We start from the raw sequence: 16716 nt of genomic DNA on the forward strand, positions 1-16716 counted from the left end.
GCTCAGCGCCCGCGCTTGCCGAAGCGCACCGCGTCCAGCAGCACGAACACCAGCGGCCACAGGCCCATGCCCAGCAGCGGTGCCCACCAGTACGACCACGGCAGGGTCGGCTCATCCACCACGATGTGGACCAGCGCGCTGACGATGCGGTCGTTGAACAGCAGGCCGCCGATGGCCAGCATCTGCTGGGACATCGGGAAGAAGCGGATGCGGGCGCGGAAGCGCTGCAGGATGAAGGCCAGCATCACCAGCCGCAGCGCCTGTTCGCCCAGCACGCCGCCGTACAGCAGGTCGGCAACCACGCCGCTGGCGAAGGCGATGCCCAGGCCGACGCGTTCGGGGGCTTCGATGACCCAGTACGCCAGCACCAGCGCCAGCCAGTACGGGCGCAGCGGCTGCAGCAGCGCCGGCAACGGCAGCAGGCCCAGCAGCAGCGCCACCACCAGGCTGGCCGGCAGCACCCACGGGTTGTCGCGCAGGCGGCTCATCGCTGGGCCTCCGGCGTGGTCGGTTGCCGGCCAGCGGCCGGCACTACCGTGGACCCGGCTGGGGTGGAGCCCCCCTCTTGTTGAGGGGGGCGCGCCGAAGGCGCGGGGGTAAGGGAGGATGCGGGGGCAACAGTCCTCGTTTGCGACGAGGGCTGTTGCCGGCCAGCGGCCGGCACTACCGGGGAGCTGGCCGGAGCCGGCGTCGTTGCCGCTGGCGCGGCTCCCGCAGGCACGCTGGCGCCGGTGGCCGGCCCCCCCGGGGCGGTTTCTTCCAGCTGCAGGCGCAGTTCCGGCGGAATGCGGATCGCCGCGCCCGGGCGCAGCAGCAGCACGTCGCGGCCGCGGTCGAGCTGGGCCGCCGGCTTCAGTTCGCCGACCAGGAAGGCGTGGGTGTCGTCCGGGCGCAGGCCGGTGATGGTGCCGACCGGGAAGCCGGCCGGGAAACGCCCGCCGAGGCCGGAGGTAACGATCTCATCGCCCACTTCCACGCCCGCGCTGAGCGGAATGTCGCGCAGCTCCAGCGTATCGCCGCGGCCGTAGACGATCAGGCGCACGCCGTTGCGGGCCACGGTAACGGGCACCGCGTGGTCGGGGTCGGTCAGCAGCAGCACGGTGGAAGTGCCGCCGGTGACACTGATCACCTGCCCCATCAAGCCGCCGGCATCGATCACCGCCTGGCCGACGTGCACGCCTTCCCGGGTGCCGGCGTCGAGCACCAAGCGCTGCTTCACCGGGTCCAGGTCGATGTCCAGGATCGGCGCCAGCTGCACGTCCAGGCCGCTGCGCTCGGCCACGTTCAGCAGTTCGCGCAGCTGGGCATTGTCCAGCGCGGCGGTCTGCAGGCGGGTCAGGCGCGCGTTGGCCAGCAGCAGCTGGTTGCGCAGTTCGCGATTCTCGGTCACCAGCTGGGTATGGCTGGCGGCGGAATCCTTGACCTGGTTGCCGAGCTTGCCGGGCAGGCCGGCCAGCGCCCACACCGGCTGCACCAGGCTGTTGGCCTGCTCGCGCAGGCGCGCCAGCCAGCCGGCCTGGTCGTCGAGCACGATCAGGGTGATGGCCAATGCGAGATAGGCCAGCAACCGCAAGGGGCTGGCGGCATCACCGGATCGGGAGGCAACGGGAGGACCGGCGTAGGGCGGCACGGCAACGATTCAACTGGCAGAAGGCGAAAGGGAAACACGCGGGCGCCCCGCCGGTGCCGGCCCGCCATCACGGCGGGCCGCACCCCGGAAGGGCGCGGCGGGCAGGAACGGCCGGGACGGCTTATTCCGGCGCAAAGAACTCGTTGCCGTGCATGTCCACCAGCTCCAGCGCACGGCCGCCACCGCGGGCCACGCAGGTCAGCGGATCGTCGGCCACCTGCACGTGCAGGCCGGTTTCCTCGGAGATCAGGCGGTCCAGGTCGCGCAGCAGGGCGCCACCACCGGTCAGCACGATGCCGCGCTCAGCGACGTCGGCGCACAGTTCCGGCGGGGTCTGCTCCAGCGCCAGCTTGACCGCGCTGACGATGCCCGACAGCGGCTCGTGCAGGGCCTCGAGCACCTCGTTGGAGCTGATCTTGATCATCTTCGGCACGCCCTCGGCGAGGTTGCGGCCGGAGATTTCCATCTCGATCACTTCCGCCTGCGGGTAGGCGCAGCCCAGCTCGACCTTGATGCGCTCGGCGGTGGCTTCACCGATCAGCATGCCGTGGTTGCGGCGCACGTAGTTGGTGATCGACTCGTCGAAGCGGTCGCCGCCGATGCGGACCGAGGCCGAATAGACGATGCCGTTGAGCGAGATCACCGCCACTTCGGTGGTGCCGCCGCCGATGTCGATGACCATCGAGCCACGGGCCTCGGTGACCGGCATGCCGGCGCCGATCGCGGCCGCCATCGGTTCTTCGATCAGGAACACGTCACGGGCACCGGCTTCCTCGGCCGATTCCTTGATCGCGCGGCGCTCGACCTGGGTCGAGCCGGCCGGCACGCAGACCAGCACGCGCGGGCTCGGGCGCAGCACGCGCGATTTGTGCACCTTCTTGATGAAGTGCTTGAGCATCGCCTCGGTGTAGGTGAAGTCGGCGATGACGCCGTCCTTCATCGGGCGGATGGTGGTGATGTGACCCGGGGTACGGCCCAGCATCTGCTTGGCTTCGGCGCCCACGGCTGCCACCGAGCGGGTGCCACCGATGGCACGGTCCTGGCGCACGGCCACGACCGACGGCTCGTTCAGCACGATCCCCTGCCCGCGCACGTAGATGAGGGTGTTGGCCGTGCCCAGGTCGATGGACAGGTCGTTGGAGAACATGCCACGGAGTTTCTTGAACATCTGAGGAAGGAGTCCTGAGGGGTGTCGTGCCCGCCGCGGGATGGCGAAAAAATGGGCAGAAATCGAGGCCGACAAGCCTAGCAACCCGCCTGCCGCCGAGCAAGGAAAAAACTAGCTGAACCCGCGTCTTCACAGGCTTTCGGCCTGATCGGGCATCACCCGGTTCTGGCCCTGAGCGGCACCAGCGGGTAACCTTTGCGCCGTCGGGCGCCCAAGGGCGCCGTTTGCTTGCCCGCTGAACCGGGCTGGCCCACCCCAAAATTCACCGCATAGGCTTACATCGATGTCCGCTCTGATCTGTGGTTCTCTTGCCTTCGACACCATCATGGTGTTTCCGGACCAGTTCAAGAATCACATCCTGCCGGACAAGGTGCACATCCTGAACGTGTCCTTCCTGGTGCCGCGCATGCGCCGCGAGTTCGGCGGCTGCGCCGGCAACATCGCCTACAACCTGCACCTGCTGGGCGGCCAGCCGATCCCGATGGGCACCGTGGGTTCGGACTTCGGCCCGTACCGCGAGTATTTCGAAGGCCTGGGCATCGACCTGTCGCGCGTGCGCGTGATCGATGAGCTGTTCACCCCGCAGGCGTTCATCACCACCGACCACGACAACAACCAGATCACCGCCTTCCACCCGGGCGCGATGATGCGTTCCTACGAGAACCATGTGCGCGGCGTGCCGGGCGTGACCCTGGGCCTGGTCGGCCCGGACGGCCGCGAAGGCATGATCCAGAACGCGCAGGAATTCCACGAGGACGGCATCCCGTTCATCTTCGACCCGGGCCAGGCCATGCCGCTGTTCAACGGCCCGGAACTGCGCGCCTTCATCGACCAGGCCGACTACGTGGTGGTCAACGACTACGAGTCGAACCTGCTGCAGGAGCGCACCGGCTGGGACGAAAAGGAGATCGTCAGCCGGGTCAAGGCCTACATCACCACCCGCGGCCCGAAGGGCGCGGTCATCCACACCCCGGAAAAGAGCTACGACATCCCGCCGGCGCACGAGCGCCGCGTGGTCGACCCGACCGGCTGTGGCGACGCCTTCCGCGCCGGCCTGATCTACGGCATCCAGAAGGGCTACGACTGGCTGACCATCGGCCGCATGGGCAACCTGATGGGCGCACTGAAGGTCGAGCACCCAGGCACGCAGAACCAGCGCTTCACCTTCGACGAGTTCAACGAGCAGTTCAAGCAGCAGTTCGGTTACGCGCTGGGCGCGTAAACCGAACTGCCCGCGCATCGCTCGGTGGGTGTCGACCTGGGTCGACACTGCCGGCCGGCGGCCGGCACTACCGGAACTTCCGACCGACACGTTGCCTGCTCTGTAGAGCCGAGCCCATGCTCGGCTTGCGCGCGCCTGCGCGATCTGACCGCAGAGCAGCCGAGCGTGGGCTCGGCTCTACACGGTCATGCGGCCTGCCAGGCCGCCAACAGCGCGCGGCAATCGGCGAAATGCCAGTCGGCACGGCCGGGCCACGGGTTTTCCGGCAGGTTGACCAGCACGGTATGGGCGCCCGCGGCGCGGCCGCACTCCAGGTCGTAGGCGTGGTCGCCGACCATCACCGCCTCCCTCGCTGCAATGCCCCAGCGCCGCAGGTGCTGCTGCAGGCCATCCGGCGAGGGCTTGGGCACCGCTTCATCACGGCCGACGATGTCGGCATCATCGAACAGTTCCCCGACCCCGATCGCGTCGAGCGTCAGCTTCGCCAGCGCATGATCGTTGCGGGTCAGGATGCCCAGCCGGCAACCGTCGGCTGCCAGCGCACGCAGCAGCGTCACCGCACCCGGCGCCGGCAGCGCCTCCTCGGCCAGCACACGTTCGTGATCCAGCAGCCACTCACGCTTGGCCTGCGCCGGCGCATCCGGCAACGCTGCGATATGGTCCAGGATGTCCTCCTCGGCCGCGATCTGCAGCGCACGGCGGATCGCGGCGAAATCATGCACGGCGACGGTCAGCGTGCCATCCATGTCGAAGACCCAGTGCCGGATCGCGGACAACGCGTGCACTGCGCTGCCCGTCGCGATCATCACTGCCACCACTGCGGCATGCGACTGGCGTCGACACCGCCGGTCTCGAACACGGCCGTACGCGTGCCGCCAGCCTTGACCGGGAACTCGATGCTGATCGACTTGCCCTTGCGCGCCAGCTTCCACAACGCCTTCTGGTCGGTGATGAACAGGGCGATGGCTTCATCGGTCTTCGGGCGCCAGGCCGCCATCGACACCGGCTTGCCATCGTCCACGGTCACCTTCACCGTGCACTGCGGGCAGCGGAAATCGCCGGCCTGCAGCACCAGGTAAGCGTGCCGCTTCCACTCCGGGTGATCGCGGAACACCAGCTGCACCGGCTTGGCGCCGCTGCCATCCACGTCCACCCGTTCCTTGCTGTAGATCTGCGCCGAAACCTGGTTGCCCTTGTTGCCCACCGGGATCTGGTTGTACTGCCACAGCGCCTGCATGCGGCGCAGGTCGCGCGCGGCATCGCCCTTGGCCTTGACCTCGTCGAAGCCCGCGGCGATGCGCTCGGCGGCGGCGGTGTCCTTGTACTGGTCCAGCAGCGAGGCGCCATGCAGGCGCGCGCGTTCCCAGTCCTGCGCGGCCACGGCCATGTCGTACTGCTTGGCCACGTCCTCGGCCTTGGCTTCCTTCTGCGCCTGCACGGCGGCCGCGGCGGCTTCCTGCGCCTTGCGCTCTTCCTCGGGGTTGCTGCAGGCGGCCAGGGCCAGGGTGCAGGCGGTGAGCAGGATCAGTCGTTTCATGGCGGAGGTCCTATGCGAGTGCATCCCGATTCTATCGGCAGCGAAAAGCGGATACAGCAACGGCGGGTTTCCCCGCCGTAGCTGGTGAAGCAGTGACCGGTTGCCGGCCAGCGGCCGGCACCACCGGTTACTTGGCTTCAGCCTTGGCCAGCATGTCCTGGACCGAGGCCGTGGTGATCGGGTGGTAGCCCGGCTTGGCCTTTTCAAAGGCCTGCTTGGCCAGCTCCAGCCCCTTCGGGGTCTTCACCAGTTCGGCGTAGATCGGCAGGATCAGCTTGCGACGGCCGACGCGCTCGATGAACGCGGCAGCACCTTCATTGGCCTGCTCGTAGCCGCTGCGGATCGCCAGCGGGTACCAGCGCATGGCGATCTCGCCATTCGGGGTGCCGGTGAAGTGGAACGCCTTGTCCAGCGTGGCCAGCTTGTCCAGCGGCTGGGTCGCACCCAGGCCGTCGATGAAGCGCACCCATTCCTGCGTGCTCCAGTCGGCGATGACCTGGCTGCTCGGCACGGTGCCGGCGCTGGCGAAGGCAATGCGCGCGGTATCGACGCTGCTGAAGTTGCGCGACTGCGCCTTGGCCGCGAACGCCGGAATGCCCGGCTCGTCCAGCCACGCCTTCAGTTCGGCCTCGGTCACGGCCGACGGATTCTTCGGCAGCAGGTTCTTCTTCATGTACGCGACGAACTGGTCGGTGTTCGCGCTCTGGAAGGCATGGTCATCGAACCAGCCGCGCAGGAACGGATCGAAGGTCTCGCGGCCGAAGCGCTGCTCCAGGAATTCCAGGAACCACGAACCCTTTACGTAGGCGACCTGGCTGAGGGCTTCGTCGGGGTCACGCTCGTTCAGCGGCGGCAGCGCCAGCGCCTGGTCGGCCGGGCTCATGTCCTTCACTTCGGCCAGCAGGTCGGTCTGGTCGATCTGCTTCTCCATCTCGGCCATCTCCTTGCCGTACAGGGCTTCGGTGATGCGGCCCTGGACGTAGGTGGTGAAGCCTTCATTGAGCCAGATGTCCTTCCAGCTGGCGTTGGTCACCAGGTTGCCCGACCAGCTGTGCGCCAGTTCATGGGCGACCAGCGAGACCAGCGACTTGTCACCGACGATCACGGTCGGGGTGGCGAAGGTCAGGCGCGGATTCTCCATGCCGCCGAACGGGAACGACGGCGGCAGCACCAGCATGTCGTAGCGGCCCCAGCGGTATTCGCCGTACAGCTTCTCGGCGGCACCGATCATCTTCTCGGTGTCTTCGAATTCCTTGGCGGCCTTGTTGACCATGGTCGGCTCGGCCCAGACGCCGGAGCGGCCGGAGATCGGCTCGAACACCAGGTCGCCGGCGGCGATGGCCAGCAGGTAGGACGGAATCGGCTGCGGCATCTTGAAGGTGTAGTCACCGTCACGCGCGGCCTTCGGATCGTTGTCGGCGCTCATCAGCACCATCACGTCCGGGCGCGAGACCACGTGCGCGCTGTAGGTGAAACGCACGCTCGGGGTGTCCTGCAGCGGCACCCAGGAGCGGGCGTGGATGGCCTGCGACTGGCTGAACATGAAGGGCAGCTTCTTGCCTTCGGTCATCGACGGCGCCAGCCACTGCAGGCCCGAGGCGGTCGGTGCGGTGTGGTAGCTCACTTCCACCTTGGCCGGCTGTTCCGGGGTCTCGATGGTCAGCTTGCTGCCGAACACCTTGTCGACCGGGGCCAGCGCGAACTGCAGCGGGCTGCGCGCGCCATCGGCGGCGACGGCCTCGACCTTGGACACGGTCAGCTCGCGGGTGTCGAGCACCAGCTGCCTGGCGTCCTTCTGCTTCCATTCCAGGGTGTAGGTGGCGGTGCCGCCGATCTGCTTCTGGTCGAAGTCCAGCTTCAGATCCAGCGCGATGTCCTTGATGACGACCTTGTCCGGCTCGGCATACGAGCTTTCGTCGTGGCTGCGGTTCTCGGCGTTCACGGGGGCGGCGGGGGCCTTTGCGGCAGTCGGGGCGGCGGCGGGCGCGGCCGCCTCCTGGGAGCAGCCGGCGGCCAGGGCCACGGCCAGCGGAAGGAGCATCAGCGGATTACGCATGAATCGGGACCGTTACGGGGATCAAACCCCAATGGTACCTCCCTCCGGCCGCGCAGGCGTTGCGCGGTGCGGGGTAATGCAGGCCGGGGCCGTTCCTGCACCTCCGGCGCATGCCAACCAAGGTTGGCATCTACCGGTAGGTGCCAACCTTGGTTGGCATCTACAGGCAGGTGCCCACCTTGGTTGGCACGGATCCATCAACGCACGCGGCAGGCCCGTGCCGACCAAGGTCGGCACCTACCAGAGCGGATGACCGCAGCGGGCGAGTACCAACCAAGTTGGCACCCACCAGAGCAGGGCTTACAGCTTGTAGCCGGAGTGGATCGAGACGATGCCGCCGGTCAGGTTCTTGTAGTGGCAGCGCTCGAAGCCGGCCTGCCCCATCATCGCCTTCAGTTCGTCCTGCGGCGGGTGCTTGCGGATGCTCTCGGCCAGGTACTGGTAGCTGTCCGAATCGTTGGCGAACAGCTTGCCCAGCTTGGGCAGGATCTTGAACGAGTGGAAGTCGTAGATCGGCTTGAACCAGTCCGCGGTGACTTCGGAGAATTCCAGCACGCGGGCCTGGCCGCCCACCTTCAGCACGCGGTACATCTCGCGCAGGCCAGCGTCCTTGTCGGTCACGTTGCGCAGGCCGAAGGCAATGGTGACCAGATCGAAGCTGTTGTCCGGGAACGGGAGGGCTTCGGCGTTGCACTGCACGTAGTCCAGGCCGAGCACGAGGCCGCGGTTGGTCAGGCGGTCACGGCCGACCGACAGCATGCCGGCGTTGATGTCGCCCAGCACCACCGAGCCCTCGGCGCCGACGCGCTCCTTCAACAGGGCGGCGATGTCGCCGGTGCCGCCGGCCAGGTCGAGCACGCGGTCGCCCGGCTTCACCTGCGCGGTGGCCACGTAGTAGCGCTTCCACGCCCGGTGCACGCCCAGGCTCATCAGGTCGTTCATCAGGTCGTAGTTGCGCGCGACCGAGGTGAACACCTGGCCGACCAGCTTCTGCTTGTCCTTGGCGGCGACGTCGCGGAACCCGAAATGGGTGGTACCGGCTTTGTAGGGGGATTCGCTCATGGCCCCGATTATCGCACCGCCGGGGGCCAGCGGCACCCCCTGCCCGTATGATGGCGGGCCACGACTTACCGGAGCCCCGCATGATCACCACGCCCGACTACCAGGCCCTGCTGCAGACCGCCATCGCCGAAGCCCGCCAAGGCCTGGCCGAGGGCGGCGTGCCGATCGGCGCGGCGCTGTACCACAACGACGGCCGCCTGCTCGGCTGCGGCCACAACCGCCGCGTGCAGGAAGGCGACCCGTCGGTGCATGGGGAAACCGACGCCTTCCGCAAGGCCGGCCGCCAGCGCCGTTACCAGGACACCATCATGGTCACCACCCTGGCCCCGTGCTGGTACTGCTCGGGGCTGGTGCGCCAGTTCAACATCGGCACCGTGGTGGTGGGCGAATCGCGCACCTTCCAGGGCGGCATCGACTGGCTGCGCGAAAACGGCGTCAACGTGATCGACCTGGACAACCAGGAATGCGTGGACCTGCTGGGCGATTTCATCAGCCGTCATCCCGACATCTGGAACGAGGACATCGGCGAATGAGCCACGCGCGCTCGTCTCTGCAACACATTTAATGAACGCTTCAGCGCCGGTGCGCCCTTGTGCCGGCGGCCTTTGCGGGCATCGGCGTGACCGCGCGCACAGTCAGCCAGGCCACGCGCACACATTGCGGTAACACCCCACGCGGCTGACACGCCTACGGTGGGTTCACCGGGGCACCCTTTCCCCGGCGGAGCCAGCCATGTGCGCGCACGCCGTACGCCCTACGACAGACCCGATCCTCGATCCGATCCGCGAACGCTTGCAGCAGCAATATGCGCTGCACCGGCGCGGCGCGCCGTTCTGGACTGCCTATCAGCACATGCAACTGGAGCTGGTCCGCCGCCACCCGCTCGACCACGAACGCCTGTGCAATGCGATGGCCACTCTGGCCGAAGAGCTCGGTGCGGTCGAACATGCGCAGTTGATCGGCCATGCCAACGCAGGCTCCACATCCCGCTGACGCGGCATGCACCGCCATATACGCCACACTCGGATGAACCCCCACTCCCTTTCCACTCAACCGAACTGGATTGTCATGCACGCTGAAGTCCCCACCATTCCTCCGGTCATCAACGTTGACGCCGAGCTTGACCACTGGCGCCGCCAACATGCCGAAGGCGCACTGCCGCACAACTCGTTCGGCTCGTACGTGCCGTGGATCAAGTTCGCCTGTGATTCGCTGATCACCCAGCCGCGCGCCAGCGAGGCCGAACGTGACGAGATGTTCCAGACCCAATACGCCCTGCAGATCATGCCGCGGCTGAGCGAAGCCCAGGCCCGTGAGTTCGTCGACCGTTGCTGGCAGCACGTCTACCAGAGCAGCCCGGTGCGCAGCCTGCAGGCGCCACGACTGCAGCGCATGCGCGCCTGACCGCCGCTGCACAACCCCTGCACGGGCCACTGCCGATCATCCTCGTCACCTGAGTGGGACGACGACGATGAAAGCACGCAACCTGTTCAATACGATCGCCAAGAAGGCCGCGGCCGCCACCGGCTCGCCGTGGACCTTCTTGGCTGCAGTAGCGATCGTGGTGATCTGGGGCATCAGTGGCCCGGTGTTCGGTTTCAACGACACCTGGCAGCTGGTGATCAACACCGGCACCACCATCATCACCTTCCTGATGGTGTTCCTGATCCAGCACACGCAGAACGCGGATACTGCCGCGATGCAGATCAAGCTGGACGAGCTGATCCGGGCGACGGCCGAAGCCAACAACGAACTGTTGGATCTGGAAGAACTGGACGAAGCGCGCCTGGAAGAGATCCGCGCCGAGTACGAGCAGATGGCGCGCGAAGCCGGCGATGCGCTGGCGCGCGTTCGCGCCTGCCATGCGGCGCGGCGCGACGATGAAGCGGTGTAGCAGGCCCCCGAATGACAATGCCGGCCAACGGCCGGCACTACCCTCGATCTCCAGGTAGGTGCGAACCTTGGTTGGCACAGGGCCAGCCGCCTGCGCTGACGCATCCGTGCCAACCAAGGTTGGCACCTACCAGAAGCACTGCTTACCCGCGCTCGTGCCAGCCGCCGCCCAGCACCTTGTACAGGGTGATGCGGTTGGCCTGCTGCGCCAGCTGCGCCTGCAGCTGGGTCTGCTGCGCGTTGTAGGCGGTACGCCGCGCGTCAAGCAGGGTGACAAAGCTGTCCAGCCCCGCGTCGTAGCGTGCCTGCGACAGGCGATTGGCCTGTTCGGCCGCTTCCACCAGGCGCTGCTGTGAACTCACCTGCTCATCCAGGCTGACATTCAACGCCAGCGCATCGGCCGTTTCGCGGAATCCCACCTGGATCGACTTCTCGTACTGCGCCAGTGCGATATCACGATCCGCGTTGGCGATGGCCAGGTTGGCGCGCAGCCTGCCGCCCTGGAAGATCGGCAGGGTGATCTTCGGCAGGAAGCTCCACACACGGGTGCCGCTGTCGAACAGGTTGGACAGTTCGCTGGAGCCGCTGCCGATGCTGCCGGTCAGCGAGATGCTCGGGAAGAACGCTGCGCGTGCCGCACCGATGTTGGCATTGGCGGCCAGCAGCTGGTGTTCGGCGGCCATGATGTCCGGGCGCTGCAGCAGCACGTCGCTGGGCAGGCCGGCCGGCGGCGGGGCCAGCGCCAGCAGCTGCGGTTCGATGCTGTCCGGCAGCAGTGCCGGATCGAGCTGGCCACCGGCCAGCAGCGCCAGTGCGTTGCGGTCCTGGGCCAGCTGGCCGCGCAGGCGCGCGGCATCGGTGCGTGCGGTCTCGACCAGGGTACGGGTCTGGGTCAGCTCCAGCGCCGAACTGCCGCCGCGTTCGTGGCGGGCCTCGGCCAGGCGCAGCGAATCCTCGTAGGTCTTCAGCGTGGCATCGGCGATCTTCAGCCGCTGCGCATCAGCCCCATAGGTCAGCCACGCGGTGGCGGTCTCGGCCACCAGGCTCAGCTGCGCGTTGCGGCGGTTGGCAGCCACGGCGAAGTACTGCTGCAGCGCCGCCTCGCTGAGGTTGCGCACGCGACCGAACAGGTCCAGCTCGAACTCGGCCACACCCAAGCCCGCGCTGAACTGCTCGGTGACACCGGCATCGGTACCACGGCGGTCCATCTGGCCGGTCACGGCCACGCCGGGCACGCGATCGGCGCGCTGCACGCGGTACTGGCCACGCGCGCGCTCGACATTGAGCACGGCCACGCGCAGGTCGCGGTTGTTCTGCAGCGACTGCTCGATCACCTGCTGCAGGCGCGCATCGGTGAAGAAATCGCGCCAGCCGACGGCGGCGACATCGGCCACCTCGCCCTGCGCGGCCTCGGCCGGCCACTGCGCAGGAATCGCCGGAGCGACGGCGGTGTTCTTCGGCGCCAGGGTGGAGCAGCCGGCCAGCGCGAGCGTGGCGGCAATGGAGAGGAACAGGGATGCACTTTTCATGGGGATCACTTCCATCGGTACTGCCGGATGGCAGGAGGCAGTGCCGGCCAGCGGCCGGCACTACCGTTTCGATAACGCCAGCCTGAGGCCGGCATGACCGTTTCAGGTCACGTCGTGGATCTGCGCTTGAACACGCGCTGCACCACCACGAAGAACAGCGGCACGAAGAACACGCCGAGCACGGTGCCGACGATCATGCCGCCGAGCACGCCGGTGCCGATCGCCTGCTTGGCGCCGGAGCCGGCACCGGTGGAGATCGCCAGCGGTACCACGCCCATGCCGAAGGCCAGCGAGGTCATCACGATCGGGCGCAGGCGGTCGCGCACGGCGTGCATGATCGACTCGATCAGGCTGGCGCCCTTTTCCAGGTTTTCCTTGGCGAACTCGACGATCAGGATCGCGTTCTTGCTGGTCAGGCCCACCGTGGTCAGCATCGCCACCTGGAAGTAGATGTCGCGCTCCAGGCCCTTGAAGGTGTTGGCCAGCACCGCGCCGAGGATACCCAGCGGGGCCGCCAGCAGCACCGCGGTCGGCACGCTCCAGCTTTCATACATCGCGGCCAGGCACAGGAACACGATCATCAGCGACAGCGTATACAGCAGCGGCGTCTGCGAGCCGGCCTGGCGTTCCTGGTAGGACATCGCCGTCCATTCGATGCCGAAACCCGCCGGCAGCTGCTTGGCCAGCTGTTCGATCTCGGCCATGGCATCACCGGAGGCGACACCCGGGGCCGGTTCGCCCTGGATTTCCATTGCCGACACACCGTTGTAGCGTTCCAGGCGCGGCGAACCGTAATCCCAGTGCTTGGTAGCGAAGGCGCTGAACGGCACCATCTCACCCTTGTCGTTCTTCACGGACCAGAGATCGAAGTCCTCCGGCACCATGCGGAACGCCTCGTCGGCCTGCACGAACACACGCTTGACGCGACCACGATCGACGAAGTCATCGATGTACGAGCTGCCCCACGCCGCGGCCAGCGTGCCGTTGATCTGATCGATCGACAGCCCCAGCGAGGTCGCCTTGGCCGCGTCGATGTCGATGCGGAACTGCGGCGTATCTTCCTGGCCGTTCGGGCGTACGTTGGCCAGCTTCTTGCTGCCTGCGGCCAGGCCGAGCAGCTGGTTGCGCGCGGCCACCAGTGCCTCGTGGCCCTGGCCGCTGTTGTCCTTCAGGAAGAAGGTGTAGCCCGAGGCGGTCCCCAGCTCCGGAATGGCCGGCGGCGGGAAGGCGAAGATGAAGGCATCCTTGATCTGACCCAGGGCCGCCATCGCACGGCCGGTGATCGGCATCACGCCATTGTCGGCGTCACGCTCGCTCCAGTCCTTCAGCTTGACGAACGCCATGCCCGCGTTCTGGCCCATGCCGGCGAAGCTGAAGCCCTGCACGGAGAACACCGAGTCCACCGCATCCTTCTCGTTCTGCAGGAAATGGTTTTCCAGTGCCGCGATCGATTCCAGCGTGCGTTCCTGGGTGGCACCGACCGGCGCCTGCACCAGCGCCATCAGCACGCCCTGGTCTTCATTGGGCAGGAACGAGCTGGGCAGGCGCACGAACAGCACGCCCATCAGCACGAACAGCGCCGCCACGATGCCCATGAAGCGCCACGGACGGTGGATGATGCCGCGCACGCCGCGCTGGTAGCTTTCGCTGGTGCGGTCGAAGCCACGGTTGAAGCCATTGAAGAAGCGACCGGCCAGGCCACGGTGGGCGACGTGGTGCTCACCCTTCTTCAGCGGCTTGAGCATGGTCGCGCACAGTGCCGGGGTCAGCACGATCGCCACCAGCACCGACAACGCCATCGCAGAGACAATCGTGGCCGAGAACTGCCGATAGATCACGCCGGTGGAGCCGCTCATGAAGGCCATCGGCACGAACACCGCCGACAGCACCAGGCCGATACCCACCAGCGCACCGGTGATCTGGCCCATCGACTTGCGGGTCGCTTCGAGCGGCGACAGCCCTTCCTCGGACATGATGCGCTCGACGTTCTCCACCACCACGATGGCATCGTCCACCAGCAGGCCGATCGCCAGCACCATCGCGAACATGGTCAGCATGTTCACCGAGAAGCCCAGCATCGCCAGCACGCCGAAGGTACCCAGCAGCACCACCGGCACGGCGATGGTCGGGATCAGGGTGGCGCGGAAGTTCTGCAGGAACAGGTACATCACCACGAACACCAGCACGATCGCTTCGATCAGGGTCTGCACCACGCCCTTGATCGACACGCGCACGAACGGGGTGGTGTCGTACGGGATCTCGGCCTTCAGGCCGGCCGGGAAGAAGCCCTTCATGTCTTCCAGCGCGGCATCCACACCGGCCGCGGTATCCAGCGCGTTGGCGCCGGTGGCCAGGGTGACCGCCAGGCCACTGGCCGGCTGGCCGTTGTAGCGGGTGACGAAGTCGTACGACTCGGCACCCAGCTCGACGCGGGCGACATCACCCAGGCGCAGCTCGGCACCGTCCTGCGCACCGCGCACGATGATGTTTCGGAACTGTTCCGGGGTCTGCAGGCGCGACTGCGCGTTGATGGTGGCGTTGAGCTGCTGGCCCTTCACCGACGGCGCACCGCCGAGCTGGCCGATCGCCACCTGGGCGTTCTGCGCCTTGATCGCAGCGGTCACTTCCGGCACCGACAGGCCATAGGTATGCAGCTTGTTCGGGTCCAGCCAGATGCGCATGGCGTACTTGCCACCGAACACCTGGATGTTGCCCACGCCCGGCACGCGGCTCAGGCGGTCGACGACATTGGAACCGACGTAGTCGGCGATGTCGTTGGCGTCCATGCTGCCGTTCTCGGACACGAACGCGATGACGTTCAGGAAGCCCGAACTGGACTTGGCCACGTTGATGCCCTGCCGCTGCACTTCCTGCGGCAGCAGCGGCATGGCCAGCTGCAGCTTGTTCTGCACCTGCACCTGGGCGATATCCGGGTTGGTGCCGCTCTCGAAGGTCAGGGTGATGGTGGCCTGGCCGTTGGACGAGCTGTTGGAGGAGAAGTAGATCAGGCCATCAAGGCCCTTCATGTTCTGCTCGATGATCTGCGTCACCGAGTCCTCGACCACCTTGGCCGATGCACCCGGGTAGGTGGCGCTGATTTCCACCGCCGGCGGTGCGACGTTGGGGTACATCGAGACCGGCAGCTTGAACAGGGCCAGGCCGCCGGCGAGCATGATGATGATGGCGATCACCCACGCAAAGATGGGTCGATCGATGAAAAAGCGTGCCATGGGGTTCTCCGCTTACTTCGCGTCGCCGGCCGGGGCGGCAGGCTGGGCGGCTGCCGCCGGCCTGGCCGGTGCGTCGCCCTTCTCGGTGGCCTTGACCGGCATGCCGGGGCCGATCTTCTGCAGGCCTTCGACGATGACCTTGTCACCGGCCTTCAGGCCGTCCTCGACCAGCCACTTGTCGCCGACCGTGCGGCTGACCTTGACCGGGCGCACTTCGACCTTGTTGTCCTTGCCGACCACCATCGCGGTGGTGTCGCCCTTCGGGTCGCGGGCGATGCCCTGCATCGGCACCAGCACCGCATCGCTGCGCACGCCACCGCCGATCACCGCACGCACGTACATGCCCGGCATCAGCAGGCCGTCCGGGTTGTCCACCTTCACGCGCAGGCCGAAGCTGCCGGTGGTCGGATCGACGCTGACTTCGGAGAACTCCAGCGTGCCCTTGTGCTCGAAGGTGCTGCCGTCTTCCATCAGGATGCTGACCGGCAGGGTCTGGTTGTCCTGCAGGCGGCCGGCGGCCAGTTCGCGGCGCAACTGCAGCAGCTCGGCCGAGGACTGGGTCAGGTCGACATAGATCGGGTCCAGCTGCTGCACGGTAGCCAGTGCGTTGGCCTGGCCGGCGCTGACCAGCGCACCCTGGGTGACGCTGGACTTGCCGATGCGGCCGCTGATCGGCGCGGTGATGCGGGCGTAGCCCAGGGTGACGTTGGCCGCATCCAGCGAGGCCTTGGCGGCACCGACGTCGGCCTCGGCCTGCTTCTGCGCGGCGACGGCGTTTTCCAGGTCCTGCTGGCTGACCGCATCGACCTTGGCCAGCTCGGTGATGCGCTTGGCACTCAGGCGCGCGGCATTGGCGGTGGCTTCGGCGCGGGCCAGCTGGGCGCGGGCGTTGTTGGCCTGGGCCCGGTAGCTGGCATCGTCGAGCTGGTACAGCGGCTCGCCGGCCTTGACCATGCCGCCCTCGGTAAACAGGCGCTTGGCCACGATGCCATTGACCTGCGGGCGCACTTCGGCGACCAGGAAGGCATTGGTACGGCCCGGCAGTTCGCGGGTCAGGCCCACGGTCTCGGACTTCAGCGTGACCACGGTGACGTCACCCGGGCCCTGCTCGGGGGCCTGGGGTTGGCCGCCGCAGGCAGCCACGGTCGCGGCGATTGCCAGCGACAGTGCAAAGGGTCGGATTCGGCTCAGCAACATGACGGAAAGGCTCTTGGAGGAAGGAATCTCAGAGGGAGCTGATATCGATGGACATTCCCCTTCCGGTGAAAGCCCGCAGATCGCGCCCACCCGGGTGGAGTGGGAGCCGGACCGGCCTGCCACGCACACGACGGGAATGATGGGTGCGAAATATACATACATGCTTGTTTGTTTGTAAACCGGTACAATTCA

Annotated in this window: 15 protein-coding genes; 5 read left to right on the top strand and 10 right to left on the bottom strand. The window is 67.1% G+C overall.

What is annotated here, in order from left to right; genetic code table 11:
* Positions 1-2: 2 nt before the first annotated feature.
* The 3 genes from mreD to AC5QAB_RS04565 form a co-directional block, all read right to left on the bottom strand.
* Positions 3-488 carry a rod shape-determining protein MreD gene (gene mreD / locus AC5QAB_RS04555; protein ID WP_005419400.1) on the bottom strand — a complete coding sequence of 162 codons (486 nt, stop codon included), beginning with the start codon at positions 486-488 and terminating at the stop codon, positions 3-5.
* On the bottom strand, positions 485-1630 hold the full coding sequence (gene mreC / locus AC5QAB_RS04560) for a rod shape-determining protein MreC (protein ID WP_262093035.1): 1146 nt from the start codon (positions 1628-1630) through the stop codon (positions 485-487). Before mreC ends, mreD begins: the two co-directional genes overlap by 4 nt.
* 121 nt (positions 1631-1751) lie before the next feature.
* Positions 1752-2798 (bottom strand): rod shape-determining protein, encoded by a 1047-nt coding sequence (locus AC5QAB_RS04565; protein ID WP_005419402.1) that lies wholly within the window; start codon positions 2796-2798, stop codon positions 1752-1754.
* A 283-nt stretch (positions 2799-3081) separates the two neighbouring features.
* On the opposite strand from AC5QAB_RS04565, the gene AC5QAB_RS04570 reads away from it, so the two are divergent.
* Positions 3082-4020, top strand: coding sequence for a carbohydrate kinase family protein (locus tag AC5QAB_RS04570; protein WP_005411078.1), 939 nt, complete (start codon positions 3082-3084; stop codon positions 4018-4020).
* A 185-nt stretch (positions 4021-4205) separates the two neighbouring features.
* Here AC5QAB_RS04570 and AC5QAB_RS04575 read toward each other — a convergent pair whose 3' ends face one another.
* The 4 genes from AC5QAB_RS04575 to ubiE all read right to left on the bottom strand — a co-directional run bounded on the left by AC5QAB_RS04575 (position 4206) and on the right by ubiE (position 8675).
* The gene (locus AC5QAB_RS04575; RefSeq protein ID WP_049406055.1) at positions 4206-4826 is read right to left on the bottom strand and encodes an HAD family hydrolase; all 621 of its coding nucleotides are present in this window, start codon (positions 4824-4826) and stop codon (positions 4206-4208) included.
* Positions 4826-5557 carry a hypothetical protein gene (locus AC5QAB_RS04580; RefSeq protein ID WP_008265071.1) on the bottom strand — a complete coding sequence of 244 codons (732 nt, stop codon included), beginning with the start codon at positions 5555-5557 and terminating at the stop codon, positions 4826-4828. The genes AC5QAB_RS04575 and AC5QAB_RS04580 overlap by 1 nt, the downstream gene beginning before the upstream one ends.
* A 127-nt stretch (positions 5558-5684) precedes the next feature.
* Positions 5685-7613, bottom strand: a complete 1929-nt coding sequence (locus tag AC5QAB_RS04585; RefSeq protein ID WP_495233185.1) for a M1 family metallopeptidase — start codon at positions 7611-7613, stop codon at positions 5685-5687.
* 300 nt (positions 7614-7913) lie between these two features.
* A complete protein-coding gene (gene ubiE, locus AC5QAB_RS04590) occupies positions 7914-8675 on the bottom strand; it encodes a bifunctional demethylmenaquinone methyltransferase/2-methoxy-6-polyprenyl-1,4-benzoquinol methylase UbiE (RefSeq protein WP_005411082.1) in 762 nt (253 codons plus the stop codon).
* An 80-nt stretch (positions 8676-8755) separates the two neighbouring features.
* Here ubiE and AC5QAB_RS04595 point away from each other — a divergent pair, with 80 nt between their 5' ends.
* From AC5QAB_RS04595 to AC5QAB_RS04610, 4 genes are all read left to right on the top strand, one after another.
* Positions 8756-9208: a nucleoside deaminase gene (locus AC5QAB_RS04595; RefSeq protein WP_005419409.1), complete on the top strand. Its 453-nt coding sequence runs from the start codon at positions 8756-8758 to the stop codon at positions 9206-9208.
* A gap of 199 nt (positions 9209-9407) precedes the next feature.
* A complete protein-coding gene (locus tag AC5QAB_RS04600) occupies positions 9408-9668 on the top strand; it encodes a hypothetical protein (RefSeq protein ID WP_495233186.1) in 261 nt (86 codons plus the stop codon).
* Between the two features lie 75 nt (positions 9669-9743).
* Positions 9744-10079 carry a hypothetical protein gene (locus AC5QAB_RS04605; RefSeq protein ID WP_005411085.1) on the top strand — a complete coding sequence of 112 codons (336 nt, stop codon included), beginning with the start codon at positions 9744-9746 and terminating at the stop codon, positions 10077-10079.
* A 67-nt stretch (positions 10080-10146) separates the two neighbouring features.
* On the top strand, positions 10147-10569 hold the full coding sequence (locus AC5QAB_RS04610; protein ID WP_032961193.1) for a low affinity iron permease family protein: 423 nt from the start codon (positions 10147-10149) through the stop codon (positions 10567-10569).
* Positions 10570-10711: 142 nt separating this feature from the next.
* Here the strand turns inward: AC5QAB_RS04610 and smeF are convergent, their stop codons facing one another.
* The 3 genes from smeF to smeD form a co-directional block, all read right to left on the bottom strand.
* The gene (smeF, locus tag AC5QAB_RS04615) at positions 10712-12112 is read right to left on the bottom strand and encodes a multidrug efflux RND transporter outer membrane subunit SmeF (RefSeq protein ID WP_495233187.1); all 1401 of its coding nucleotides are present in this window, start codon (positions 12110-12112) and stop codon (positions 10712-10714) included.
* 92 nt (positions 12113-12204) lie between these two features.
* Positions 12205-15327: a multidrug efflux RND transporter permease subunit SmeE gene (gene smeE / locus AC5QAB_RS04620; protein ID WP_495233188.1), complete on the bottom strand. Its 3123-nt coding sequence runs from the start codon at positions 15325-15327 to the stop codon at positions 12205-12207.
* Positions 15328-15339: 12 nt separating this feature from the next.
* Positions 15340-16524, bottom strand: a complete 1185-nt coding sequence (gene smeD / locus AC5QAB_RS04625; RefSeq protein ID WP_075076659.1) for a multidrug efflux RND transporter periplasmic adaptor subunit SmeD — start codon at positions 16522-16524, stop codon at positions 15340-15342.
* Between the last annotated feature and the right edge of the window lie 192 nt (positions 16525-16716).

Source organism: Stenotrophomonas sp. YJH_SMC_127, assembly GCF_059372445.1.